The sequence below is a fragment of the Pseudarthrobacter defluvii genome (genome assembly GCF_030816725.1).
Lineage (GTDB): Bacteria > Actinomycetota > Actinomycetes > Actinomycetales > Micrococcaceae > Arthrobacter > Arthrobacter defluvii_A.
Genome location: NZ_JAUSYG010000001.1, coordinates 4,168,539 through 4,192,802, shown reverse-complemented (window position 1 = coordinate 4,192,802; position 24,264 = coordinate 4,168,539). Strand labels below are relative to the sequence as shown.

18 protein-coding genes and 1 pseudogene are annotated in these 24,264 nt (G+C 66.3%); 7 read left to right on the top strand and 12 right to left on the bottom strand.

Translation table 11 applies throughout. The annotated features are described in order from the left end of the window. The first annotated feature begins 2 nt into the window (after positions 1-2). Genes QF031_RS19605 through QF031_RS19590 form a run of 4 tightly spaced genes read left to right on the top strand, consistent with a single transcriptional unit; the run spans position 3 to position 7,908 of the window. Positions 3-3,320 (top strand): DUF5107 domain-containing protein, encoded by a 3,318-nt coding sequence (locus QF031_RS19605; protein ID WP_307432130.1) that lies wholly within the window; start codon positions 3-5, stop codon positions 3,318-3,320. After that, positions 3,317-4,636 (top strand): cellulase-like family protein, encoded by a 1,320-nt coding sequence (locus QF031_RS19600; protein ID WP_307432127.1) that lies wholly within the window; start codon positions 3,317-3,319, stop codon positions 4,634-4,636. Before QF031_RS19605 ends, QF031_RS19600 begins: the two co-directional genes overlap by 4 nt. A 13-nt stretch (positions 4,637-4,649) precedes the next feature. Next, positions 4,650-6,989: a beta-galactosidase gene (locus QF031_RS19595; RefSeq protein WP_307432124.1), complete on the top strand. Its 2,340-nt coding sequence runs from the start codon at positions 4,650-4,652 to the stop codon at positions 6,987-6,989. 31 nt (positions 6,990-7,020) lie between these two features. Next, positions 7,021-7,908 carry an AraC family transcriptional regulator gene (locus QF031_RS19590; protein ID WP_307432122.1) on the top strand — a complete coding sequence of 296 codons (888 nt, stop codon included), beginning with the start codon at positions 7,021-7,023 and terminating at the stop codon, positions 7,906-7,908. Between the two features lie 20 nt (positions 7,909-7,928). On the opposite strand, the gene QF031_RS19585 is transcribed toward QF031_RS19590, so the two are convergent. The 5 genes from QF031_RS19585 to QF031_RS19565 all read right to left on the bottom strand — a co-directional run bounded on the left by QF031_RS19585 (position 7,929) and on the right by QF031_RS19565 (position 12,904). After that, positions 7,929-8,552, bottom strand: a complete 624-nt coding sequence (locus QF031_RS19585) for an ANTAR domain-containing protein (protein ID WP_307432119.1) — start codon at positions 8,550-8,552, stop codon at positions 7,929-7,931. Positions 8,553-8,705: 153 nt separating this feature from the next. After that, positions 8,706-10,055, bottom strand: a complete 1,350-nt coding sequence (locus QF031_RS19580; RefSeq protein WP_307432116.1) for an MFS transporter — start codon at positions 10,053-10,055, stop codon at positions 8,706-8,708. Between the two features lie 153 nt (positions 10,056-10,208). Beyond that, the gene (locus QF031_RS19575) at positions 10,209-11,006 is read right to left on the bottom strand and encodes an IclR family transcriptional regulator (protein WP_307432113.1); all 798 of its coding nucleotides are present in this window, start codon (positions 11,004-11,006) and stop codon (positions 10,209-10,211) included. Between the two features lie 93 nt (positions 11,007-11,099). Further along, positions 11,100-11,837, bottom strand: coding sequence for a fumarylacetoacetate hydrolase family protein (locus tag QF031_RS19570; protein WP_307432112.1), 738 nt, complete (start codon positions 11,835-11,837; stop codon positions 11,100-11,102). Between the two features lie 14 nt (positions 11,838-11,851). Continuing rightward, the gene (locus tag QF031_RS19565; RefSeq protein WP_307432109.1) at positions 11,852-12,904 is read right to left on the bottom strand and encodes a D-2-hydroxyacid dehydrogenase; all 1,053 of its coding nucleotides are present in this window, start codon (positions 12,902-12,904) and stop codon (positions 11,852-11,854) included. Positions 12,905-13,222: 318 nt separating this feature from the next. On the opposite strand from QF031_RS19565, the gene QF031_RS19560 reads away from it, so the two are divergent. Together QF031_RS19560 and QF031_RS19555 are read left to right on the top strand one after the other, a co-directional pair. Next, positions 13,223-15,712 carry a molybdopterin oxidoreductase family protein gene (locus QF031_RS19560; protein WP_307432107.1) on the top strand — a complete coding sequence of 830 codons (2,490 nt, stop codon included), beginning with the start codon at positions 13,223-13,225 and terminating at the stop codon, positions 15,710-15,712. Beyond that, positions 15,709-16,170, top strand: coding sequence for a hypothetical protein (locus QF031_RS19555; RefSeq protein WP_307432105.1), 462 nt, complete (start codon positions 15,709-15,711; stop codon positions 16,168-16,170). The genes QF031_RS19560 and QF031_RS19555 overlap by 4 nt, the downstream gene beginning before the upstream one ends. Here QF031_RS19555 and QF031_RS19550 read toward each other — a convergent pair. From QF031_RS19550 to QF031_RS19525, 6 genes are all read right to left on the bottom strand, one after another. Next, on the bottom strand, positions 16,157-16,771 hold the full coding sequence (locus tag QF031_RS19550) for a TetR/AcrR family transcriptional regulator (protein WP_307432103.1): 615 nt from the start codon (positions 16,769-16,771) through the stop codon (positions 16,157-16,159). The genes QF031_RS19555 and QF031_RS19550 overlap by 14 nt on opposite strands. Positions 16,772-16,864: 93 nt before the next feature. Beyond that, on the bottom strand, positions 16,865-17,596 hold the full coding sequence (locus QF031_RS19545; protein WP_307432101.1) for an ABC transporter ATP-binding protein: 732 nt from the start codon (positions 17,594-17,596) through the stop codon (positions 16,865-16,867). Then, positions 17,593-18,576 carry an ABC transporter permease gene (locus tag QF031_RS19540; protein WP_307432097.1) on the bottom strand — a complete coding sequence of 328 codons (984 nt, stop codon included), beginning with the start codon at positions 18,574-18,576 and terminating at the stop codon, positions 17,593-17,595. The genes QF031_RS19545 and QF031_RS19540 overlap by 4 nt, the downstream gene beginning before the upstream one ends. 98 nt (positions 18,577-18,674) lie before the next feature. After that, positions 18,675-19,154: a rhodanese-like domain-containing protein gene (locus tag QF031_RS19535; protein ID WP_307432095.1), complete on the bottom strand. Its 480-nt coding sequence runs from the start codon at positions 19,152-19,154 to the stop codon at positions 18,675-18,677. 19 nt (positions 19,155-19,173) lie between these two features. Then, the gene (locus QF031_RS19530) at positions 19,174-20,151 is read right to left on the bottom strand and encodes a hypothetical protein (protein WP_307432093.1); all 978 of its coding nucleotides are present in this window, start codon (positions 20,149-20,151) and stop codon (positions 19,174-19,176) included. 9 nt (positions 20,152-20,160) lie between these two features. Further along, a complete protein-coding gene (locus QF031_RS19525; protein ID WP_307432090.1) occupies positions 20,161-21,267 on the bottom strand; it encodes a GTP pyrophosphokinase in 1,107 nt (368 codons plus the stop codon). A gap of 340 nt (positions 21,268-21,607) precedes the next feature. On the opposite strand from QF031_RS19525, the gene QF031_RS19520 reads away from it, so the two are divergent. Continuing rightward, on the top strand, positions 21,608-23,092 hold the full coding sequence (locus QF031_RS19520; RefSeq protein WP_307432086.1) for a M1 family metallopeptidase: 1,485 nt from the start codon (positions 21,608-21,610) through the stop codon (positions 23,090-23,092). On the opposite strand, the pseudogene QF031_RS19515 reads toward QF031_RS19520, so the two are convergent. Then, positions 23,049-24,063: pseudogene (locus QF031_RS19515) on the bottom strand (LacI family DNA-binding transcriptional regulator). The gene QF031_RS19520 and the pseudogene QF031_RS19515 overlap by 44 nt on opposite strands. Positions 24,064-24,264: the final 201 nt, after the last annotated feature.

Below are 24,264 nucleotides of genomic sequence, written 5' to 3'. Positions count from 1 at the left end.
GAGTGACCAGCGAACCCAAAGACCCCAGCAGGATCGTCCTGCCCGAGGCCCCGGCTGACCAGCGGGACGTTCTTGCGGCAGGCGGCGTGGCCTGCTGGAGCGAACCGGTATGGATCGACACCTACGCCCCCGGCAAACCGGACAAGTACCCGCTCTTCCTGGACCGGCGCGTTTACCAGGGCTCCAGCGGCAAGGTCTATCCCATGCCGTTCATTGACAGCATTGAGGCGGTGAAGCAGCCCAGGCTGTGGCAGGCCATCCACCTGGAGAATGAGTACGTCCGCCTGATGCTGCTTCCGGAGATCGGGGGCCGGATCCACGTTGGCTACGACAAGACCGCCGGCTACGACTTCTTCTACCGCAACAACGTAATCAAGCCCGGCTTGGTGGGCCTGGCCGGGCCATGGATCTCCGGGGGCGTGGAGTTCAACTGGCCGCAGCACCACCGGCCCGCCACCTTCCTGCCGGTGGAAACCGCCGTCGAACGTTCCGGCACAGGCGCCGTGACCGTCTGGCACAGTGACCTGGATCCGCTGCAGCGGATGCGCGGAACCCATGGCGTGCGGCTTAGGCCGGGCAGTTCATTGATCGAGGTCGATGTCCGGCTCCACAACCGGACGGATGAGCCGCAGACGTTTCTGTGGTGGGCCAATGTGGCTGCCCGCTCGCATGAGAACTACCAGTCGTTCTTTCCCACCGACGTCCGGTATGTAGCTGACCACGCGCGCAGGGCCATCACGTCCTTCCCACGTGCCGACCGGCCCTATTACGGAGTGGACTATCCGGCAGTGACTGCGGGCGGCGGGCGCCCCGGCGCTGACCGGCTCGATTTCTATGCAAATATCCCCGTCCCGACCTCCTACATGGTCACGGACACGGCGGACAGCTTCTTTGGCGGCTATGACCATGACGCCCAGGCCGGTTTTGTCCACTGGGCGGACCGCACCATCGCGCCGGGCAAGAAGCAATGGACGTGGGGTAACGGCCCCGTAGGCCGGGCGTGGGACGCGCATTTGACGGACGACGACGGTCCTTACGTCGAGCTGATGGCAGGCGTCTTCACGGACAACCAGCCAGACTTCAGTTACCTCGCCCCGGGTGAGAAGCGCACGTTCAGCCAGTACTGGTACCCCATCCGGCAGATGGGCCCGGCCCACCAGGCAAACCTGGACGCCGCCGTCGCGCTGTCCCTCGACGAGCCGGGCAGGGCGGTCACCGTTGGCGTCACCGGCACCAGCCGCAGGAAGAACGCCACCATTGTCCTGAAACACCGTGGCGGCACGGTCCAGGTCTGGAACGTCCTCGTCTCACCCGCCGATCCGTTCACCGGCACGGTTGAACTGCACTTGCCGGCAAAGGCAGAAGACCTTACGCTCCAGGTCCTCGACGGCGGCCGGGAACTTATTTCCTGGACGCCGCGGCAACCCGTGGACAACGCACCCGGCCCCTGGGTGGCCACCGAACCGGCGCAGCCGCGGGATATGGAAAGCCAGGACGAGCTGTTTGTCACCGCAACCCATCTGGCCCAGAACCGGCACCCCAGCAGGTCAGCCGTGCAGTACCTTGAGGAAATGCTCCGCCGGGATCCGCAGGACTCCCGTGCCTCCATTGCCCTCGGCGCGGCGAGATACCGGGAAGGCCGCTATGGCCGGGCACGGGAACTGCTCGAAAACGCCGTGGCACGCCTGAGCCGGCGGAACCTGAACCCGCCAAGCGGGGAAGCCCACTACCGGCTGGGCCTGGTCCTGGAGCGGCTCGGCCTCACCGCGGAAGCGGGGGAACGGTTTGGGAAGGCTGCCTGGGACAGGGCCTGGGCGCATCCGGCGCGGCTGGCACTGTCGCGGCTGGCCCTCCGATCCAAGGACCCAGCCCTGGCCCTGCAGCACGCCGACGCCGCACAGTCGCTGGAGAGCACCAGCCCCGAAGCGCGGCACCTCCGGTACCTGGCGCTGGAGTGGCTGGGGGACCGTGACCAGGGCGACCAACTGCTCCAGGACATCCTGGCCTCCGACCCGCTGGACCCCGTGGCCCTGGCGCTCGCCGGGACCCTGGACGCAGTGGATCCCAAAACCGCGCTGACCTTGGCGTGCTGGCTTGCCCGCGCGGGGCAGTGGCAGCGCGCCCTGGAACTGACCGAAACTGAAGCAGCGTCGGAGGCGTACCTGGCGTTCGGTAGGCCGGGGCCGCTTCGGCATTACCTGCGCGCCGGCTGGCTGGAGGAGCTCCTGGAACCGGCGGCCGCTGCTGCCGAGCGCGTCAAGGCCCGGCGCGTGGATACCACCTACGCGTTTCCTTATGGATTGGACGACTACGACGCGCTGCTCCGCGCCCTCGAGGCCGATCCCCGCGACCACGTGGCCCACGGGCTCCTGGGTTGCTGGCTGCTGGACGCCGGACGGACCGCGGACGCCCTCGCACACCTTGAACTGTCCATGGCGCACGGGAGCGGGGACCCCGTGGTCTGGCGGAACGCGGCGCTGGCTACGGTCAATACCGGTGGGGATCCCGCTGCCGCTGACCGCTGCCTTAGGCGTGCCCTGGAGTTGAGCCCGCAGGATGCCCGGCTCGCCTTCGAACGGGCAGTGCTGGCAGGGCTGCGTGGTGTGCCCGCAGGCCAGCGGATCGCGGACATTGAGCAGCACGGGCCGGGCGTCCTGGCCCGCGACGATCTTGCCGTCCTGTACGCAAACCTGCTGACCGACGTCGGACGGCCCCTCGACGCCCTGGCCCTGTTGGTGTCGCGCACCTTCCAGCCCTTCGAGGGCGGTGAGGGACTGGCGCTCGCCGCCTATGACCGCGCCGCCGTCCAGCAGGCACGGACGTTGATCGAGCAGGAGCCGACGGCGGCAGCCGCCCTGCTGCGTGAAGGCACCGAAGCGCCGGCCAACCTGGGCGAAGGGCGGCATCCCGCGGACAGCATGGCCGAGCGGCTGGTGGCGCTGGGCGATGCGCTGGAACGGGCGGGTGACCGGGTTGCTGCCCGCGAGGCGTGGGCGGCGGCGCGCGGGCGGGGGAACGCGCTGGCGGTGGATTCAAAGCCGGTTGGGCCTGCCGACTATTGGCGGGGCGTGGCCTGCGCCCGCCTGGGCGAGCGGCAGGAAGCGGACCGGATCTGGGGCAGCCTGGAGGACCGCGCCGCCGAACTGGAGGCAGCGCCCGCTGTTCCTGACTACTTCGCCACGTCGCTGCCGGAGCTTTTGCTGTTCGACACGGACAGCGCTGAGTCGCGGGGCGCTGCGGCGGCCTCCCTCCGGCAACTGGCCAGCCACGGCCGGCTGCTGGGCCGGCGCCTGCAGACGAAGGAAGAGGTCTCCCTGTGACTGAAGAACCGCGGTACCTAGGGTCCGGGACCTTGGACGGCGGCGTGCGCGGCCTGACCGGCCCGCCGCCGTCGCACCTTCCCGCCCGCCTGGCCATCACTCTCTGGGACTTCTCCTGGTACACCCGGGCCGAGGACGGCGGTCCCTACGCGGAGCTGGACAGGGCCTGCGCCAAGGCGGCGGAGCTCGGCTACAACGCCATCCGCATCTGCGCCGCGCCGCTGCTGCTGTTCGGCGACCTGGGCCTGGACGCGCTCGCGGAGGACCTGGAGATTGAGGGGCTGGGGACGGCACCCGACGGCGGAATCTACGCCCGCGGCACACGCTGGTACGACGCGCCCGGCGGCTACCGGCTGAATCTGCGGCAACGGCTGCTGGAACTGTTCGGCGCCGCCGAACGGCACGGCCTGGTGGTGGTCCTGGCCAGCTGGGAGTACCAGCAGTCACCCGTGTTTGCCGCGTCCCCGCAGTGGTTCGAGGCCATCGATGCCGTCCCGCTGGCCGACCGTTACCGCGTCCTTGCCGCTGCGTGGGACCGCTTGATCCGCACGGTCACCGACGCCGGACACCGGGACCGCATCGCCCTGGTGGAGCTGCACAACGAGGTGGACTTCTCCATCCTCCCGGCACTGGCCGACGGCGGCAGCGGGCAGGTGCGGCGGCTGCGGCGGCTGCATCCCGACCTGTTGATAACGGCCAGCTACGGCAAACCCCCGCACCTTGCCATGCATACAGTTCCCGACGGCCTGGGCGCGGCGCAGTTCCACGTGTACAGCTACAGCGTGCTGGATGCGCTGCAGCGGCGGATCGACATCAGGTCCGAGGGAACGGCAGGCTTCCCCAACCCGGCCCTGCGTGCGCTGCTCCGGAAAGACGCGCCGTCCTTCCCCGACTACGGACGACTGGCCCCGTGGAAATACCGGGCCACTGTGGTCACGGATCAGATGTTCTATGGCTATGACTGGATCGACCCCGGCGCCTGGGACACGTGGCTGCACGACGAGTACGGGCAGTACCGCGAGGTGATGCGGCGCGAGATCGAGTCCCGCGTCATTGCCATCGCCGCATGGGCCCGCTGGAAGAACGTTCCCGCCGTGGTGGGCGAGGGCTGGATCGGGTACACCCCGCTTCTCGGCACGTTCGAGGAGGGCCCGGTGGGGCGGGACCTGGCCCGGCACGGCATCAGAACGGCGCTTGAACATGGCGTCTGGGGCATGGTGTCCTGCTCCAACGCCGCGCCCCACCACCCGCTGTGGGCCGACGAAGAGTGGCAGCGCCGCATCAACACCCTGATACTTACCGCCTCTGCGAACTGAAGGACTTCCGCCAATGCGTGCCCCAGAGACAGCCCTTGAGCTGCTGACCGCCGTCCACCGGCCTTTTGCCTCGGAGTTGCGGCTGCCGGCGATGAGCAACACAGAAGACGTGCACAGCCGGTGGGGGCTCACCAGCCACTACCTGGAACAAGACCGCCGTCCGGTGATCCCGGTGTCCGGCGAGATCCATTTCAGCAGGCTTCCGCGCAACCGCTGGGAGGACCGGCTCCGGCTGATGAAGGCAGGCGGGGTCACGGTGGTGGCCTGCTACGTCTTCTGGATCCATCACGAGCCTGTCCAGGGGAAGCCGCGCTTTGACGGCAACCTGGATGTGGCAGCCTTCGTCCGGTTATGCGCATCCGTCGGCCTGGACGTGGTCCTGCGCATCGGACCCTGGGCCCACGGGGAGGTCCGCAACGGCGGGTATCCGGACTGGGTCCAGGCGGCCGCCGTCGAACACCGTACCAACGATGCCGCCTACCTGGCGCTGGTGGATCGCTGGTACAACCTGGTGGGTGCGCAGCTTGGCGGGCTGACCGGGCCGGGGAGCAACGTCATCGGCATCCAGCTGGAGAACGAGCTCTACGACCAGCCCCGGCACCTCACCGAGCTGAAGAAATTGGCGCGTTCGGCGGGGCTTAGTGCTCCGATCTGGACGGCCACAGCGTGGGGCGGAGCCGAGTTGCCGCTGGAAGACGTGCTGCCGGTTTTCGGCGGCTACGGCGATGGCTTCTGGGTGGACGCGGACGCGCCCTGGGACCCCACCTTCCGGCAGCACTACTTCTTCAGCCACCAGTGGGACGATCCCGGCATCGGCGCCGACTTGCGCGAGCATTTGTCCGGCGGCGGTGTTTCGGCGCCGCGATCTGTTTCCGACCTCTACCCGCCGGCCACCTGCGAGCTGACCGGCGGGATGGCCACGGCCTACCAGCGCCGGCCTTGGCCTGCGGGCAGGGATGTGGCTGCGGTGGCGAACAACAAGATTGGCAGCGGCTCCGCCTGGCAGGGGTACTACATGTTTGCCGGCGGGGCCAACCCCGCAGCCGGCCTGCAGGAGTCCCAAGCCACGGGTTATCCGAACGACCTGCCGGTGTTCGACTACGACTTCCATGCCCCGATAGGTGCGTCCGGCAGGCTGGCGCCAGGCTTCGGGCTGCTGCGCCGTCAGCATGCGTTCCTGGCAGCGTTCGGGGAGCGGTTGGCGCCCATGCCGTCCACGCTGCCGGACCAGATGCCGCCAGGAGTTGAGGATTCCGGGACGTTGCGGTGGGCGCTGCGCTCGGACGGGCACTCCGGGTTCGTCTTCATCACCTGGCACCAGCCACATATTCCCCTTCAGGCATACTCCAATGCCCAGTTCCGGCTGGGCCTCGACGCTGGAGCAACAACGTTCCCCGCATCCCCCGTAGACATTCCCCCTGGGACCATCGCGGCGTGGCCGGTGAACCTTGAGGTCGGGGGCGTGCAGCTGGCCTGGGCTACCGCCACCCCGCTGACAGTGCTTAATTCTGCCGGTGCGCCCACCCTGGTCCTGGCTGCCGAGGCAGGGATCGAGCCGAACCTGTGCTTTCCGGACGGGACCGTGCTGGAGGGGCCAGCCACTGCGCTGGGCGGAGGTGCCTACACTCTTGATGCCTCCGCGCCGGCGGCGTTGACGGCGAACTCGGGCCAGGGCGTCCTCAAGGTCCTGATACTGCCCGCAGCCGTGGCGGATGAGGCCTGGGTCCTGGACACAGGGCGGGGCCGGGAACTGGTGCTGTCCGCAGACCCGGTCTGGGTGGACGCTGAGGGGCGGCTGGCAGGCAGGTCGCCGGGAACTCCTTGCATCCGGCGGTACTCCGCGGGGGACTGCCGCTTTGAGGACGTAGCCGCCCAAGCCGAAGCCCAGGGGCCGGCACGCCAATCCGTGCCTGTGGAGCTTGTCGGTGCTGCGCAGCCTGTTCCTGCCTCCTTCGGCGCACTGGCCGGCCGGGCAGCGGCACCGGACGATGCAACCATCGGTGGGCTCTCGGCCTTGTACCGGCTTGAACTTCCGACGCCGGTACGTGCCTCCGCGGGCGGGATGACGGAGTTGGAGATCGCCTGGGCGGGCGACGTCGCCCGGTTGCTGGTCGACGGCCGGGTGGTGGCTGACAGGTTCTGGGACGGCTCCCCTTGGCTCCTCGAAACCAGTGATGTGGGCATCCAGCCCGGATCCGACGTCGTCCTTCAGATCCTTCCGCTGCCCAAGGCTGCCAAGGTGGGGGTGCCTGCGGCCGCCCAACGTCGACGGGACGGATCGGCAGGCGACCTGCTGGCCCTGGACAGTGTCAAGGTGGTCTGCTGGACGGATTGGCGGGAAGCCCGCGACTGATGCGCCGCTCCCGTCATAGGATGGACATTTCGTGACGGAAGGAGCGGACGTGGAGCGGGCGCACGGCTTCGCCAACCAGCGGCTGGTGGTGGTGCCGCGTCCGCTGGTCCGTGAGGCTCTTAGCCGTCCCATTACCCGGCATCTGGTGGTTACGGACGCCGGCGTCTTTCCTGCTGCGGAAGACCACGGACGCTACCGCCCGGTCGGCGCCGAGGAAACCATCATCGTGCTCTGCGTCGCCGGACGGGGGTGGGTGGAAACCGCCGGTGCGCGGACCGAGGTCGGCAAGGGGGCCGCCGTCGTCCTTCCCGGCGGGACCGGCCAGGCACATGCGTACGGTGCCGCGCCCGGCGATCCATGGACGATCTGGTGGTGCCATGTGCGTGGCAGCGACGTTTTCGAGCTGGTGGCCGAGGCCGGAGTGGGGACCGACCGGCCCATCATTCCACTGCTGGCCGTGGACCGGCTGACAGCCATGCTGGATGAGATCATCACTGCGCTGGAGAAAGACCAGTCGCCGGCGCGGCTGGTGGCCACGGCCGGGATGGCGTGGAAGTTGCTGGCCACGCTGGCGGTGGACCGCCGCGTTCCGGAGACGGGGACGCCGCTCCAGCAGGCCCTGAACTACCTGGAGGAACGGGCGGACGGGACCATCCGGCTGCCGGAACTCGCCGCGCTGGTGGGGGTGTCGCCGTCACACCTCAGCAAGCTGTTCCGCGAAGCGACGGGCGGTGGAGTCCTGGCCCACCACACCGCCCTGAAGATGGCCCGGGCCCGGCACCTTCTGGACACCACTGACCTGTCCATCGCCCAGGTGGGCCGGGAAGTGGGCCTGCAGGACCAGTTCTACTTTTCGCGCCAGTTCCGCCGTCTGCACGGGGTCAGCCCAAGCGCCTACCGGGCCGACCGGAAGGGATAGTTCACCTTCCGGTCCGTCAGTTACAGCAGGGGATGGTCTTGGTTCTCCGGATCCCCGGCATCAGCCTGCTCTCCGGCCCGGGTGGTGGCGCGCTCGATGATTTCGTGGGCAATCGCGTACACCTTGCGGTTCGTATCCTGGCTCAACTGGCTCATGAGCCCGTACGCTTCGTCCGCGGTGACGCCGGTGCGCCCCATCAGGATGCCCTTGGCCTGCTCGATGGCTGCCCGGTTCACCGCAGATGCGGCCACCGCCTCGGTGGCGAGTTGGTGCCGGTCTGTATGGATTGAGGTGGTGAGGTCCACCACCACACCCCAGACCCCGACCGGTGTAGATCCTTCCAGGATGTAGTCCGCAGAGTAGAGCAACTTGTGCTGGCGGTCCTTGCGGTCCCGGATGGACACATATATGGATGCCGGTCCGCCGTGGGCGGCCACGTGCTCCCAGTACGCCTGGACTTTTTCCCGGTCTTCGGGCTCCACGTGCGGAAGCACCATGTCCATGGAAGGGACCACCTCGCCCCGCTCATACCCGTACATGCGGTACAGCCCATCGGACCAGCGGAATTTACCGTCGGCGAAGTAGTACTCGACGAGCCCGGTGGGGCAGTCGAGAAAATCGCTGTGCGGGATGTCCACTGACATGGATCCTGGGTATGCGCTGCTGGAATTCACTGACGGGCCGTTCGACGTGCTTTAGCCCGGCTGCTCCCTGAACCGTGCTTCAAAAGATCAGGATATAGCAGGTCTTCCCAACGATTTCGGTGGTTCCCATGCCCGCGGCGGTGCAGCCCTGGCTCAGCTGGCGTCCTCCACGAGCACCAGGTCGCGGCCATTGGTCTCCGGGGTGAAGAACGTGGTGGCGAACGATATGGCAGCCAGGACCAGTGAGTAGACCGCGGGCACCAGCCAGGAATGGTTGGTCGCCGCCAACAGGGCCACGCCGATCATCGGGGCGAAGCCGCCGGCGAGCACCGCGGAAAGTTCACGGCTGAGCGCCACGCCGGTGAAGCGGTGCTGGGAGCCGAAGAGTTCCGGGAGCAGGGCGCACTGAGGGCCGAGCATGGCCTGCACGCCGAGGGCGATGCCCACCACCATGACCACCCAGACCAGGGTGACGTTGCCAAGCGTGACCAGGTAGAACGCGGGCAGGGCGATGAGGGCCTGGAAGAGGGCGCCGTAGCGGTAAACCGGAACCCGACCGAACCGGTCGGAGAGGGCGCCGAAGGCAACAACCATCACCGCCGCGAAACCCGCGGCGATCAGCAGGCCCGTGGGGCCGATGAACTTGTCACCGGCGAAGGCACCGGCCGGCATGCTGATGAAAGACACCAGAAGCGCTGAATAGATGGACGAGTTGCCGTTTTCGCCCATCCTCAGGCCGATGCCCACCAGCACGTTCTTCTTGGAGTGCTTCCAGATTTGGCCCACGGGGTTCTTGACCACGGCCTTGTGCTTTTCGAGTTCCTGGAAGACGGGGGTCTCCTTGAGCCGAAGCCTGATGAAGACGGCGATCGCGATCAGGATGACGCTCGCCAGGAACGGAACACGCCAGAGCCAGCCCTGGAGGACTTCCTTGTCAGCCAGCGCCATCAGGGCGAAGGTGCCGGCGCCCAGGAGGGTGCCCAGCTGGATGCCGACGAACGGCAGGGATGCGAAGAAACCACGACGGCGGCGCGGGGCCACCTCGGAGATGAGCGTCGTGGCGCCTGCCTGCTCGGCGCCGGCGCCCAGGCCCTGCAGGATGCGCAGCGTCACGAGCAGCACAGCTCCCAGCATCCCGGCCTGTTCAAAGGTGGGCAGCAGGCCGATGGCGCAGCTGGACAGGCCCATGAGGCCGATGGTGAGGATCAGCACCATCTTGCGGCCGAAGCGGTCACCGATGTAGCCGAACACCACGCCGCCGAAGGGTCTTGCGGCGAAGCCGACGCCGTAGGTGGCGAAGGAGGCGATGACCGCTCCGCTTTCCCCGAGCGGCGCAAAGAACAGCGGACCGAAGATCAGGGCCGAGGCAAGGCCATAGATGTAGAAGTCGTAGTACTCCAGGGCGGATCCCACGGAGCTGGCAAGTGTTGCCCTTCGCAATTGGTCCGGATCGACGACGGCGCCGTCCGTGGTGGCCTGCGGTGAGTTAGTACGAGTTGTCACGAAAACTCCCTCTAATGCACTCCAGGCCCCCGTTGGCCTGGTGGGATAGTGACAACACCTGTTGCGTCGATCACTATGCTGAACACAATACAGCAAGCTGAACGCTTCGCAACTGTTTCTGGTCTTGGAGTGCGCTGGCCGACTCGTTCGGGCCTATCCCATCGGGTTGCCCAGGGAGTGCGCCAGGTCCTGCAGTTCCTTGACCATTTGGGAGCCCTGCTCCGGCGTGTAGGTGGCCTTGAGGGCGGTTACGGACAGTCCCAGGCTGGGGCCGTGGGCTCCACGGGTGGGGACGGAGACGGCGAGGCACACCACGCCGGTAGTGGATTCCTCGTCCTCGAAGGCGAAACCCTGCTCGCGGATCTCCTTCAACTGCGCCTTTAGTTCCGCGCCAGTGCGCAGGGACTTGGGTGTGAGCACCGGCAGTTCGGCGTCGTCGGGGAACATTTCCTCAAGGTCATGGTCGCGCAGCCGCGCGATCAGGGCCTTGCCCACGGCGCACAGGGAAACGGGCATCTTGTCGCCGATATTGGACGTGAGCCGCACGGCAGGGTGGCCCTCGTACCTGGCCAGGTAGATCACGTTGGTGCCGTCCAGCATGGCGATCCGCACCGTTTCGCGGGAAAGGACGGAGGCTTGTTCGCAGTAGCGGTAAAACTCCTGGACCTCATCCATCCGGCCAAGGTAGGCGGCGCCCAGTTCCACCAGCTTGCGGCCCAGCGTGAACTCCGAGCCCTGCCGGCTGATCAGTCGCGCCTCCTCCAGAGCCAGCAGGAGGTTGGAGGTGGACGACTTCGGGATTCCCACTTCACGCGAGAGGTCGCTCAGGGTGAGGCGGCCGGTAGCCGAGGCGGCGAGGGCGTCCAGGACGGCTGCCGCCCGCGTAACGGCCGGCGCCGGCGAGGTGGCTCCCGGCTTGTCGGATGACGCGGGGATATGGGAATCGGCCATGATTCTCCTTAGGTCGCCAAGGCGGAGTGGGGTCGCGTTCAGTCAACTGAACGCTATCCATCCTAAGGGCCCTGGCGTTGCTCACCCCTGCTGTCAGGCCACGATGCTGCTCAGCGTGCCAATGCCCTCCACCGCGATGTCCACGCGTTCCCCCGGTTCCACGGGTACCGCGGTGCCGGGTGCTCCGGTCATCACCACATCGCCGGGTTGGAGGGTAAGCCACGACGTGACGTAAACCAGGCACTCCACCACGGTGGAAGGCAGGTTGAATGTGCCGGAGTTGGCCTTGGCGGTTCCGTTGACATAGACGTCGATGCCCGCCTGCTCGGGATCCAGGAGCTCGGTTTCGATCCAGGGGCCCAGGGGTGTGTAATTGACGCCGGCCTTGCCCTGGAAGTTCCGCTCGTCCACCGCGTTCTGGTCCACGTTGGTGACGTCGTTGACGCAGGTGTAGCCGAGGACGTGTTCCAGCGCATTCTCAGCGGTCAGGCTTGTGGCTGTCTTGCCGATAACGACGGCGAGTTCACCCTCCGCGTGGACGGTGCCCCGGTCGCGGGCCGCCACAATGGCATCCCCCGGTCCGGCCACGGTGTGGACGGACTTGTGCCACGCCTGGATAGGAAGGGAGTGGTCATTCAAGGTCCGGTTATGGCCAATGCCCAGGACGACGGCGGGCGTCACCGGGGCGAGGAACGTTGCCTCGCTGTGGGTGGTGGCGCCGCCGGTGTAGCGGAGGCTTTCCTCGAACGGGTCGGTGATGTGGTGCCAGGTGCCGTCGCTTTCAACGGCGTGCTGCGGACCTGCTGCTGTTTGGATTCTGGCGATGCGCACTTTTCCGCCCCGTCCTAGTAGAAGTGCACCGTGTCCACGAGGTGGGGGAGGTCCCCGCCGTCCAGGAACATCCGGAGATTGCTGCAGAAGCGCTCGGTGATGAGGCGGTTCTCGGCGGCGCTAAGGGCCGAAGTGTGCGGCGAGACCATCACCTTGGGATGGTCCCACAGAGGGCTGTCCTGCGGCAGCGGCTCCACAGCGAAGACATCCAGGCACGCGTAGCCCACCTGGCCGTTGTCCAGCGCCTCCAGCAGGGCATCCTCATCCACCACGGTTCCGCGGCCGACGTTGATAAACGTTGTTCCGGGTTTCATGGCAGCAAACAGTTCACGGTTGAACAGCTTTTCCGTATATGTCGTGCCAGGCAGAGTATTGACGACGGCGTCTGCCGTGGTCAGGAGGGCGGGGAGGCCTGCGTTGTCCGCCACCTCGTCGATGCCGTCGATGGGTGCCACGCTTCGTTTGGTGCCGCTGACGTTCATGCCCAGCGCCCGGGCGATCCGCGCGGTTTCCAGCCCGATTTCACCGAGTCCGGTGACTACCAGGTTCGAGCCGTTGACCAGGCGGGTGGGGACCCGCAGGTCGGGCCAGACCTTGGCTGCCTGGTCCTGCCCGAGTTCCGATGTACGTTTGAACCCGTTCAGGATCCCCATGACTGCGAATTCCGCGAGCGGGAGGGCATGGACTCCGGCGGAGGTGGTGATTTTGAACTTCTGCAGAACGGCCTGCCCAAGCCCCGACGCCTTGACTGCACCGCCCGCTCCTGCAGCCATGGCGTGCACCCACTGCAGCCTTGGGTTTTCCCGGGCGACCCGTGCCAGGCCCGCAGGGCTTTCGTTGGGGAATCCGTAGAGTACCTCGACGCTGTTGAGCATTGCCCAATAGCGCTCCTCCTGTTCCTCCGTGCGTTTAAAGGAAGGATCGCCGGCGTGATCGGCCGGGAAGCGTTCCCGCGGCAGGAGGTCAGGCTCGTAGAGAACGGTGACGGACGGGTCTACGGCTCGGATCCGGTCCACAAGCTCGGCTTCAAGGGGGACCGCGATGGCCACAGTTTTGGCGGAAGTCATCTGTCCAGCATAGTGGCTTGAGTTCGAAATGCTGGACAAATGCTGGCTTCGATTACGAGGAATGTGGCACTGCCTTTCCGCCCGGTCATTTCACATCAAGCCAGCATGCCCAGCAGCAGTTGGCGCCCGGACCAGGCTGACTGTTGCGTCAACGCAAGTAACGGGGCTACCGTATCGTCTCAGGATCCCAAAGGTGGATTGATGCTGGGTGTTCATGCACTGTGCCTGCAGCAGCCGCAGTGCCTGGCGCCGGCGTCGTCCGCCTTCCAAGGGGGTCCGCCGTACCAGCGGCCTTAGCCCTGCATGGAAGGATCGGTCATGGTTGATCGTATTGCCGAGATTTGGGGTACTCGTACTCCCTTCGCCCGGGATGAGCGGTGGCCGGTCCGGGTGGACCAGGTCCTTGCCGAGGGGGTGCAGGAGTCTGAGGTGGAGCGGTGGGTACAGTCAGCGTGCGTGCTCTGCAGTAACGGATGCGGCATCGACATCGCAGTGAAGGACGGGGCCATGGTCGGTGTCCGCGGCAGGGCCGCGGACATTGTTAACCACGGCCGCCTGGGACCGAAGGGCCTGTTCGCGAGCTGGCAGGGGGTGAACAACCAGGACCGTCTCACCAAGCCACTGGTCCGGGAAAACGGGGTGCTGGTCGAGTCGGACTGGGATACGGCGATGGAACGCATTGTCGCCCGCAGCAGGACCCTGCTGGATGAAAAAGGCCCTCTCTCGCACGGCTTTTACACGAGCGGGCAGTTGTTTGCTGAGGAATACTACGCCCAGGCCATCGTCGGTAAAGCCGGTATCGGCACGCCTCACATGGATGGCAACACCAGGCTTTGCACCGCAACCGCGGCCGCTGCCATGAAGGAATCCTTTGGCTCCGATGGGCAGCCGGGAAGTTACGTCGATATTGACGAGTGCGATGCCATGTTCCTGTTCGGACATAACATGGCCGAAAGCCAGACCGTCCTGTGGACGCGTGTCCTTGACCGGATCGCCGGCCCCGACAAGCCCAGGATCGTGTGCGTGGACCCGCGAAACACCGAGGTCGCCCGGCATGCAGAGGTGCACCTGCCGGTCAGGCCCGGCACCAACCTGGCCTTGATGCACGGGCTGGTACGGGAGCTGTTCGTCAACGGTTGGATCGATCAGGACTATATCGACCGGCACACGATGAACGTCGACGAGCTGCGGACCACGGTGGAACCGTGGACTCCCGAGGCCGTGGCACAGACCTGCGGCGTCAACGCGGAGGATGTGCGCCGGGCGGCGGAAATCTTCGGCACCTCGGACCGGGTGCTGTCCACGGTCCTGCAGGGCTTTTACCAGTCCTCCCAAGCCACCGCGTCTTCCTGCGCGGTGAACAACCTGCACCTGCTCAGGGGGCTCTTGGGCAAGCCCGGCTGCGGGATCCTGCAGATGAACGGCCAGCCAACGGCCCAGAACAACCGCGAATGCGGAGCCGATGGGGATCTGTCCGGGTTCCGGAATTGGGAGAACCCTGAGCACGTCCAGGAACTCGCGGATCTCTGGAACGTCGATGCGTCAATCATCCCGCACTGGGCTCCGCCCACCCACGCCATGCAGATCTTCCGGTACGTCGAACAGGGATCGATAGAGTTCCTGTGGATCTCAGCAACCAACCCGGCCGTGTCGATGCCTCAGCTGCCGCGGATCCGGGACATCCTCAACGCCGACAGCCTGTTCCTGGTGGTGCAGGACCTGTACCTGACCGAGACCGCCCAATACGCCGACGTGGTGTTGCCGGCGGCGGCGTGGGGAGAGAAAACTGGGACGTTCACCAACGTGAACCGCACAGTGCACCTGTCGGAGAAAGCGGTGGAACCTCCGGGACAGGCCCGCAGCGACCTGGATACATTCCTGGACTACTCCCGGCGCATGGGCTTCACGCAGCGTGACGGATCGCCCCTGCTGGACTGGAAAGGGCCGGAGGACGCGTTCAACGCTTGGAAGGAATGTACGCGCGGGCGTCCCTGTGACTACACCGGCATCACCTACGACAAACTCCGCGGCGGCAGCGGCGTCCCCTGGCCGTGCAACGAGGACCATCCAGACGGCACAGTGCGTATGTACCGTGACGGAGTGTTCGCCACCGACCCCGAGTACTGCGAAACCTACGGCCATGACCTGTTGACCGGAGCTACGGTCGGCCCGGAAGCCTACAAGGCCATGAATCCGGCAGGGCGGGCCATCTTCAAGACTGCGCCCTACCAGCCGGCGCACGAGACCCCGGATGAGGACTACCCCTTCCGGTTTACGACCGGACGCACCGTGTACCATTTTCACACCCGGACTAAAACGGCCAGATCCCCTCAGCTGAACCAGGCAGCTCCCGATGCATGGGTGGAGATGTCCGTTAACGACGCCCAGTCCGCGGGGCTGGTGGAAGGCGACCTTGTCCAGGTCGAATCACGCCGGGGACATATCACCGCCCCGGTACGGGTCAGCGGGATCCGGGACGGCAGCATTTTCGCCCCGTTCCACTACGGGTACTGGGACGAGGGGGGAACACCAAACAGCAGGCACCGGGCCGCGAACGAACTGACCATCACTGAATGGGATCCGGTCTCCAAACAGCCCGTCCTGAAGAACGCAGCGGTCCGCGTCACAAAGATCGCCGACGGTGTGGGACCAGCCCTTGCCCCAACCACCACAGCCTCGCGCCCCGCGACCCAAGGACGGGGAGGCAAACGGGTGCTGCCCACGGCGGGCGGGCCGGCAGCACAGGCCAAGGAGACAATCGCACCAGTCGAACCCCCGGCGGTGGCCACCAAGGAGGAACACTCATGAAGCTTCCCGTCTACCTGGGCCTGCTGCATAAGTCCGAAGGCACCCTCGCCGAATCCTTCCGACAGGTATCCGAAGGGCACGGGCACGAGCCCGACGTCCACTTCCTCTGCCAGACGCTGGCGGCACAATGCGACGAACACCAAAAGGCACTTCAGCCCGTCATCAACCGGTACGGCGAGGTCGATGCCGACGACGAACCGGAACGGCTGCACGCGGACGGGCTCCAGGACACCCGAACAGGGCCCGTTGGGCTGCTGAGGGACCTCCAGGACCTGTACCTCCTCGCGAGCCTTGTCGACATCACCTGGACGATGGTCAAGCAAGCCGCGCAAGGACTAAGGGATAAGGAACTCCTGGACGTCGTCGCCGCCTGTGACGGCCAGACCGGCACCCAACTCAAATGGCTGCAAACCCGAATGAAACAAGCAGCCCCGCAGGCCCTCCTCATCGCGAAGTGAGGTTCGTTCGCCGGCTTCCTTCAACCCTACGTTCGGTGACGAATGGCCCCAGCAGGAGATGCAGGTGGGTATGGACCTGTTCCAGTGGCTGTCCCGACTCAAGCAGGCGCGTGCCTGCGTGGACTACGGAGTTGATCATTTCGGCAAGGGACACCGGATCTGCGATGTTCAGATCGATCAGGGTTTGTATGAGCGGCTCCTGCAACTGGCGGTGCATAAGTCGGGCTTGTTCATCCAGTTCGGCCCCAGGCGCCAAGGTTGCCAGTGCGGAGCCGACGGCGTGGGCTCCTTCGGCCACGAGGTCCACGTTTGCGATGGCGTAGGCCATCACGCGGTCGGCATCTGTGGGGGCGGCCGCCATTGCGCCGGTGACGCGTTCGGTCCAGCGGGGGAAGACGTCACGGACCAGGGCTTGGAGAAGGTCCTGCCGGGACGTGAAGTATTGGTAAACGCTCGGGCGGGACAGCCCAGCCCGCGCAGCGACTTCCGCCATGGTTGGTGCTTCTGAGGTCTCCTGGAGAAGTTCGTGCGCGGCGTTAAGAAGGGCCCGTTGCTGTGCTGCGCGGTGCTCCGCCACAGTGGCGGCGCTGATCCTGGGCATTGCGTAGTCCTTTGGGTACTGGCTTGCGTGCTTAGCAAGCCTATGACGAGCGAAGCGGCATGCCGCAACCGCTTCGCTCGTCTCGTGGGCTCATCAGGTTGTCAGCGCATGTGCGGACAGGCGGCCATCCACCATTTCCAGCACCCGGTCGCAGTAGCCGAGCACGTCGTGGTCGTGGGTGACCATGACGGTGGCGACGCCATGCTCGCGGCTTTGCTCGGCGAGCAGCTCCACGACTTCCCGGCTCCTGGCTCGGTCCAGTGCCGCCGTCGGTTCATCGACAAGCAGAAGCTTCGCCCCTGTAACAAGGGCCCGGGCAATGCCAATGCGCTGCCGTTCCCCGCCGGACAGTTGGCCGGGACGGTTTGCGGCCCGGTGGGCCATGCCGACCGATTCCAGCGGGGCATTTGGATCGAATGACTTCGGTCCGCCGGCGAGCCGGTTGACCAGGCGAAGCTGGTCCGCGGCGGTCAGGGCCGGGATGAGGTTTCCTGACTGGAAAACAAAGCCGATGTTGGCGAGGCGGAAGGCCGCACGCTTGCCCTTGCTGAGCTGGGACAGATCCTGCCCGTTGATGCTGACCGTCCCGGAATCCGGAGTGGCCAGCGCTCCGGCCACGGCCAGAAGGGAGGACTTTCCGGAACCGGAAGGCCCTACTATGGCCACGAACTCGCCCGGTGCAACATTGAGGCTGACGTTGTCCAAAGCCGTGACCTTGGTGTCCCCGTCACCGAGTTGCATCACTGCGTTGCGAATCGACAGGCCTGAGGCTGCCGGGCTTGTGCCTTGGGCTGTGCCGGCTGCATTGATAGGTGAGGCGGTCATCGCTGTCCTCCAAGGGCATCAAGGGGATTTATGCGGGATATGCGGACGATCGCCACAGCTGCTCCGATGAGGCCAAGTCCGATTGTCAGGGCCGTGGCTATGGCGACCGGGGTGGCCTCAAGTGCGAACGGCATGGCGTCCGGCATGGCCGCGCCGAGTCCGACGCCGGCGGCGACGCCGAGTGCGGTAAAGCCCACGAGCAGTAGGGCAGCTTGAACGACTCCGTCACGGAGCAGGTAGCCCGTGGAGGCGCCGATGGCACGCAGGATGGCGATCTCATGCTTGCGCTGGATGGTCCATACCGTGAAGAAGGCTCCCACTACAAGGGCGCAGATTGCGTACAGGAAGACCTGGATCATGCTGAGCGTCATGGTTTCCGCCTCGTAGCCGGGGGAGGCGTTGAAAGCGGAGGAAAGTGATTTGCTCGAGGTTCCTGCCGCTGCATCACCGGCAGCGAGGTCCGGCTTGGTACCGGCGCTGGCTTGGACAGCCACCACGCTGGCGGTCTTGAAGTCCAGGGTGGAGAGCTGGCTTTCGGTAGGAGCGCCCGCTGCCGCCTGACCAGACGCGATCAGCTGCCAGGTCCTAAGCGGCAAATAGGCAACGTCCACATGGCCGAAGGTGGCCTGTCCCTCGGTAAAGCCGATGACCCGGAGCTTCGTGTCGATACGGTCCAGGGTCACTACCGAGCCAAGTTCAATCCCCTCCGCCTTGGCAGTGCTGGAGACTACAATTCCATCGATGTCGCCGAGGGGTGCGCCCGCTGACCTTGGTGGTTCAAGGAAGGAGCCGGGTTCAACTCCAAAGAGGGTGAGGTCCACCTGCTTGCCGCCGTCAATGGTGGCGTTGGCCATGCCCACGCCCAACATCGTGGCAGCCGCAACGCTGTCCTGCCCGCGCCAGGCGGCGAACTGCTCCTCATCGACCACGGAGCGGGAAAAGGCGTTGTCGGTCTTGGTGCCTTGGCATCTTTCTGACATGCTGTCAGAAAGATGGCTGCCTCCACAAGTTCTGATATCGCGGCATTCCTTAGGCGCGCGAATGGTACATGTCCGGGAATACCGCGGGCCCTTTCGCGTTACTCCCGCGTCAGGTGATCAGAGGTGCTGATTGCACAGAGCTGCCAGGCTTGGAAACCGCCGATGAGGTCGGTGGCGCGGCTCAGCCCCAACTGCTGCAGGGTGTATGCAGCCAGGCTTGAGCTATAGCCTTCGTTGCAGACCACCACGATCCGGCGGGCTGGGTCGTCGGCGATCGGGAGCCGGTGCGGGCTGGAAGGATCGAGCCGCCACTCGAGAACGTTCCGGTCGATGACCACGGCTCCCGGAAGTTCGCCGTCGCGCTCCCGCTGATCGGCCGGGCGTGTGTCCACCACCAGGGCGCCCGCTGCCATTTCCCGTTCAAGATCCGATGCGTGAACGCGGTCAAGCCCGATGCGGCTCTTCGCCAGCAGTTGGTCGATCGCAGGCGCGCCGGATGGGGCGCCTGGATCGAGGCTGTCCTGGCAGGTCACGACGCCGACGCCGGATATATGGCACTGCTCCACTTGTTTGCTCACTTTCCGTCGGAAGAGACTCCTAGTTGAACCCGGTGTTATTTAACCCAGCCAGGCCATATACGTCTTTAAGCATCGCCAGCGCCGCCCCTTTCGGGCTGGAGCGGCCGCCTTGGACGGTGATCTCGCCCGCTTCGGGGCAGCTGAAGACCATTGCCTTTTCCGGGCCGGTGATGAAAAACAACGGATCAGGCGGTGCCACTTCCTGCAGCTGCACGGTAACCAACATGGGCCGGTCAAGGGAGGCGCCGGCCACGGCGCGGAGGCGCAGCCCCTGTTCGGCTGCGGCCAGCGCCCTGGCAGCAGCGGAGGAGCCGATCGGCTCCGCCTCCACCGCAATCCGGGAAACATCCCAGTTCCACAGGAGCCCTGCGATCAGCCGTACCTTCGTAGCCGCATCCGAACCGGAGAGGTCCGCGGACGGTTCTGCCTCGGCGATTCCCCGGCGCTGCGCCTCAACGACCGCGGACTCCAGCCCAACACCCTCGGAAAGTTCATCCAGAATGAAGTTCGACGTCCCGTTGGGGCATGCCCGCACCGCATTGCAGCCCATGCCCCTCAGCGCGACCCTGGCCATGTCTGCCCCGGGAAGCGCAGCCCCGGTGGCCCCGGAAATCCGGACCCGGCTCCCGCCTTCCTCTGCTGCACGCTCAAGCTCCCGCCAATGGCTGAGCACATGGCTCTTCGTCGCCGCCACCACATCGACACCGCTCGCGAGGGCAGTAAGCGCCTCCTGCAGGGCACGCGGATGCGCCCCGGGCGAGGAGGGCAGCGCCTGGACCAGCACTGCAGCCCCGGTCCGGGCCAGCGTCTCCCCAATGGGCTTGATCGTCCCCCACGAAAAGCGCTCCGGCACCCCCAGGCCCGGCGCAAGGAGAACTTCAGTCACATGCCCCCGGATCGCGGCAACCTGCAGGAACCCATCCTGCTTCAGAACAGCATCAACAAACGCCTGCCCCACTCCACCGAAGCCTGACAGAACCAGGCGTACGGGTTCCAACAACCGCCCCTACTTCTTCGTCATCCGGTACCGCTCGATCTGCCGCAGCCGCCGCAGGAGGCTGTCGCGCCGGGGGTGCGGGACGACGTCGGGCGCTTCGGCGGTGAGGTCCACATGCCGGGTGCCGTACTGCCAGAGGAGGAGGTCGTCCAGGAGCCGGTCCGGCCCGGGGGAGTAGCGGTGGTCCAGGGCCTTGCGGACTTCCGTGATCCGGTTGGCGTTCAGCAGGCCGGCCAGCTGCATGGTCTGGTCGAGCCCGTGTGCGGCCAGGAGTTCGGCGGCCCACCCCCAGTCGTCATCCACCTTGCGGTCCACGTGCGGGAGCAGGGTGCGCCAGACGTCGCGGATGCGGTTGGGTGTGAGCGGCGCGGCTCCCTCCCCGTCCATGTCCCAGAAGCTGCGGACTTCCTCGTAGCTTTCGTGCAGGTCCGCGAAGGCAGTCTCCACAGTCTCCAGCATGGCCGCGGTGGCCGTGAACTGCCGGTCGAAGTGCGGCGTCCACGCACGCGGGTCCTCGGCCTTGAACCGGATGTCGTGCTCAATCTCGCTCCACGCGTGGGCGAAAATGGTGCGGATCTGGCACTCGAAGAAATAGCTGCCGTTCGGCTGCAGGTCCGGGTTGAAAACCTGCTGGTACTCCTTCACGGCCTCGTTCTGGATGGTCCGCAGGATCAGGTGCCGGCTGGAGTACCCGTAGGTGCCGGACTCGATGGACCCGATGTCCTTCTCGCGGTCCCCCCGGCAGTCGAAAACCTGGCGCTGCCGCTTGATGATGTTGGCCACCGCGGCATTCTCGGCCGGCAGCTTGGTAATAACGCGGATGCCGACCATGTCATTCAATGTGCGGAACGGGTCCGGGAACTTCAGGAGCCTGCGCCCGCCCGGCTCCAGCGGCTCCTCAGTGCGGGAAATCTTCTCCTTGAAGGACTCCACCGTTTTGGTGCGGCCGGTAACGAACAGCGGCGTGACTTCGCTGTCCTTGAGCATTCCCCGCAGGGTCAGCAGGACATCGCGGGTAACAAGCTTCAAGGCAGGGCGGACGCGTTCGTAGATTTCCACGTTTTGCTGCACCGACTCACGCAGCGGCGCGTCAAGGCTTTCCCAGTTACTCGGCATAACCCCAGCTTACGGCCGGGGTCCGACAGAACGACGGCGGCGCGGAGCCGGCGTCCGGGGGGGGCGGTGCCCCTGGTGCCCCGCCCCAAGGCCCCGCGGCCGGAGGGGGCCGGCGGGGTGCCCGGGGGTGCGAAAGGGGATGCACAAGGGGGCAGGAAAGCGTTGACACGCCGAAGGGGCGAACCTAGATTTCTTCCATCGTTTGGGGAGCAGCGGCCGTTGAGCCGCCGGGGCCGGTCTCGTCGCCGCGAAGGCACACGACAACTTGTACCCGAAGGGCGCGAAGCAGAACTGACGGAAGCGGGACTGCCGGCGCCTGCACCGTCCCAGGACTGCAACCATGCCCAACCTGACGAAGACACGCCGCATCGCTGCGGCGGCAGTGGCGTTATTGACGGCCGGCGCGGCCGGGATCAATGCAGCGCAGGCAGGACCCCAGGGCGAGCCCGACCACTATGGGCCCGGCGCCCAGGGAAGCGGTGATCCCTACTTCCCTTCCGCGGGCAACGGCGGGTACGACGTCCTGCACTACGACCTCAACCTCCGCTACTCGCCGCCGTCGGATCCGGCCGTGCTGGCCGGAAACCTCACTGCGGAGGCAACCATCACCCTCCGCGCCGGCCAGGACCTGGACGCCCTTAACTTCGACCTGCGCGGGCTGGCCGTGACCGGCGTCGACGTGGACGGCAAGGACGTCAACCGCGGTGCCGGCCCGGCCGAATGGACGCAGGTGCAGGACGACGCCAGCCGCACCTGGGAACTCACCGTGGGCCTGCGGCCAAAACTGAAGGAAGGCCAGGAGGCCACCGTCACCATTGATTACGGTGGCGCCACCGGCCGTCCCGAGGACACCACCGGGGCTCTCAACGGCTGGGTCACCACCGCTGACGGCGCCATGGTGGTCAATGAACCCGACGGCGCGCCCACGTGGTTCCCGGTCAACGACGACCCCGAGGACAAGGCCACCTATTCCTTCCACATCACGGTCCCGGAAGGGAAGACCGCGGTGGCCAACGGCCTGCCCGACGGCAGGCCCAGGACCAGCGGCGGATGGACCACGTGGAGCTGGGAAGCGGCGGATCCGATGGCCAGCTACCTGGCCACGGCCGGCGTCGGGGACTTCACCCTGTCCTACGGCAAGGGGCCCCACGGCCTGCCGATCATCAATGCGGTGGACCGCGATATGACAGGACCGGACCTTGAAACCACCAACGCAGCCCTCGCCCTGCAGCCCCGAATGATCACGTTCCTCTCGGACCTGTTCGGACGCTACCCGTTCGAAGCTTTCGGCGCGATCGTGGACGACGACTCCGTCGACTACGCCCTGGAAACCCAGACCCGTCCCGTCTATTCAGGGGTCGCTGAGGAGGGCACGGTTGTCCACGAACTGGGCCACCAGTGGTTCGGCAACAGCGTCAGCCCGGCGGACTGGAAGGACATCTGGCTCAACGAAGGCTGGGCAACCTACATCGAGTGGCTGTGGGCCGGGCACACCGGCAAGGCAACAGTGGCCCAACAGTTCGCAGACACCGTTGCGGAACTGGACAGCGGGAACCTCTGGAGCATGGACATCACCGATCCCGGACGGGACAACCTGTTCTCCGGGCCCGTCTATCTCCGTGGGGCCGCCGCGCTCCACGCCCTCCGCGCCAAGGTGGGGGATGAGGCGTTCTTCGCCGGCGCCAGGGAGTGGCTGGAGCACCATGCCAACTCTTCGGCTACCACCGAAGACTTCGAAAAAGTGATGGAGGAAGCCTCCGGCCGGCAGCTGGGCGCGTTCTTCAACGACTGGCTGCGGGAAGGTGATCGGCCGGCGATGCCGTAGTGGAACCGCGCACCACCAGGGACGTCTCCAGGGTGACGCCGCCGTGTTCCAGCGGCTTGCCCTCCATGAGCAGGCGCAGTTGCTCGCCGGCCCTCTGTCCCAGGGCAGTGGCGGGCAGGTGAACGCTGGTCAGGCCCGGGTTGCTGGTGGCCGAATAGGGCAGGTCATCGAACCCGGCCACGGCCAGCTCCTCCGGAATGCGGACGCCCTCCACGCGGGCCTCCTGAAGGACGCCATATGCATGGGTGTCGGTGGCACAGGCGACGGCGGTTACCCCCGCATGCTGCCATTCCGGCCAGGCGTGGGCAAACGCCGCCGCCGCCTCCCCGACGTCGATGGTGGTGCTGATGATGCGCTCCGGGTTGACGGTGATGCCGCGCGCTGTTGCCTCCGACAGGAATGCCGCGCGCCGCACCGCGAACGTCTCCGTGCCGGTCACGCTGTCCACATAGGCTGCTTCCCGGTGCCCGGCGTCCGCCAGGTGCGCCGCCAGTTGGCGTGCCCCGCTGGCGACATCCAGGTTAACGGAGGGCGCGTAGGCCTCCAGCCCCGGCGCGTCGAGCAGGACAAGGGGCGACGGCGACGCGAGGTCTTCGAGGAAGCCCGCGTTGGGTGCGTCCACCAGCAGGCCTGCCGGACGCAGGGACATCAGCCGCCGCACGTCGTCGGCCTCCGGAAATTCGCCGGCCTCGGTGACGGACAGCAGCAGCTGGGTACTGAGGGCCCAGGGATTCCCGCACGCCGGCGATGACCTTGGCGAAGAACGGGTTGGAGATGTCCGGCGCCACCAGGATTACGACCGAGCTGACGCCTTTGGCCAGGGAGCTGCCGATGCCGTCCACCACGTAGCCCAGTTCCGCAATGGCGTCACGCACCCGGGAGATGTTGTCTTCGGCCACGCGGCCAGCCGTCTTGCCATTGGCCACCAGAGACACCGTGGCCACCGAAACACCGGCCCGCGCGGCGACCATCGCCGCCGTCACCCGCCGCGGCCGCGGACGTTGCTGCTGCACCTGTTCCCCGGAATCCATACGTTGATCGTAGTAGCCCCCGGGCCCCGGCGGTCCCGGCCGGGAAAGACCGGCCTGGCGAAGGTTGCCGCCTTCCATGCCAGTCAAGGCATCAAGCGTTTGACGTGCGACGATGTCAGAGTCACGTTAAGCGTTTGACGT

Bases quoted from the DNA above. Each gene is read 5' to 3' on its own strand.
- QF031_RS19540 (WP_307432097.1), bottom strand. From the start codon at position 18,576: ATGTCAGAAAGATGCCAAGGCACCAAGACCGACAACGCCTTTTCCCGC.
- QF031_RS19565 (WP_307432109.1), bottom strand. From the start codon at position 12,904: ATGACTTCCGCCAAAACTGTGGCCATCGCGGTCCCCCTTGAAGCCGAG.
- QF031_RS19595 (WP_307432124.1), top strand. From the start codon at position 4,650: ATGCGTGCCCCAGAGACAGCCCTTGAGCTGCTGACCGCCGTCCACCGG.
- QF031_RS19560 (WP_307432107.1), top strand. From the start codon at position 13,223: ATGGTTGATCGTATTGCCGAGATTTGGGGTACTCGTACTCCCTTCGCC.
- QF031_RS19575 (WP_307432113.1), bottom strand. From the start codon at position 11,006: ATGGCCGATTCCCATATCCCCGCGTCATCCGACAAGCCGGGAGCCACC.
- QF031_RS19585 (WP_307432119.1), bottom strand. From the start codon at position 8,552: ATGTCAGTGGACATCCCGCACAGCGATTTTCTCGACTGCCCCACCGGG.
- QF031_RS19520 (WP_307432086.1), top strand. From the start codon at position 21,608: ATGCCCAACCTGACGAAGACACGCCGCATCGCTGCGGCGGCAGTGGCG.
- QF031_RS19545 (WP_307432101.1), bottom strand. From the start codon at position 17,596: ATGACCGCCTCACCTATCAATGCAGCCGGCACAGCCCAAGGCACAAGC.
- QF031_RS19525 (WP_307432090.1), bottom strand. From the start codon at position 21,267: ATGCCGAGTAACTGGGAAAGCCTTGACGCGCCGCTGCGTGAGTCGGTG.
- QF031_RS19555 (WP_307432105.1), top strand. From the start codon at position 15,709: ATGAAGCTTCCCGTCTACCTGGGCCTGCTGCATAAGTCCGAAGGCACC.
- QF031_RS19550 (WP_307432103.1), bottom strand. From the start codon at position 16,771: ATGCCCAGGATCAGCGCCGCCACTGTGGCGGAGCACCGCGCAGCACAG.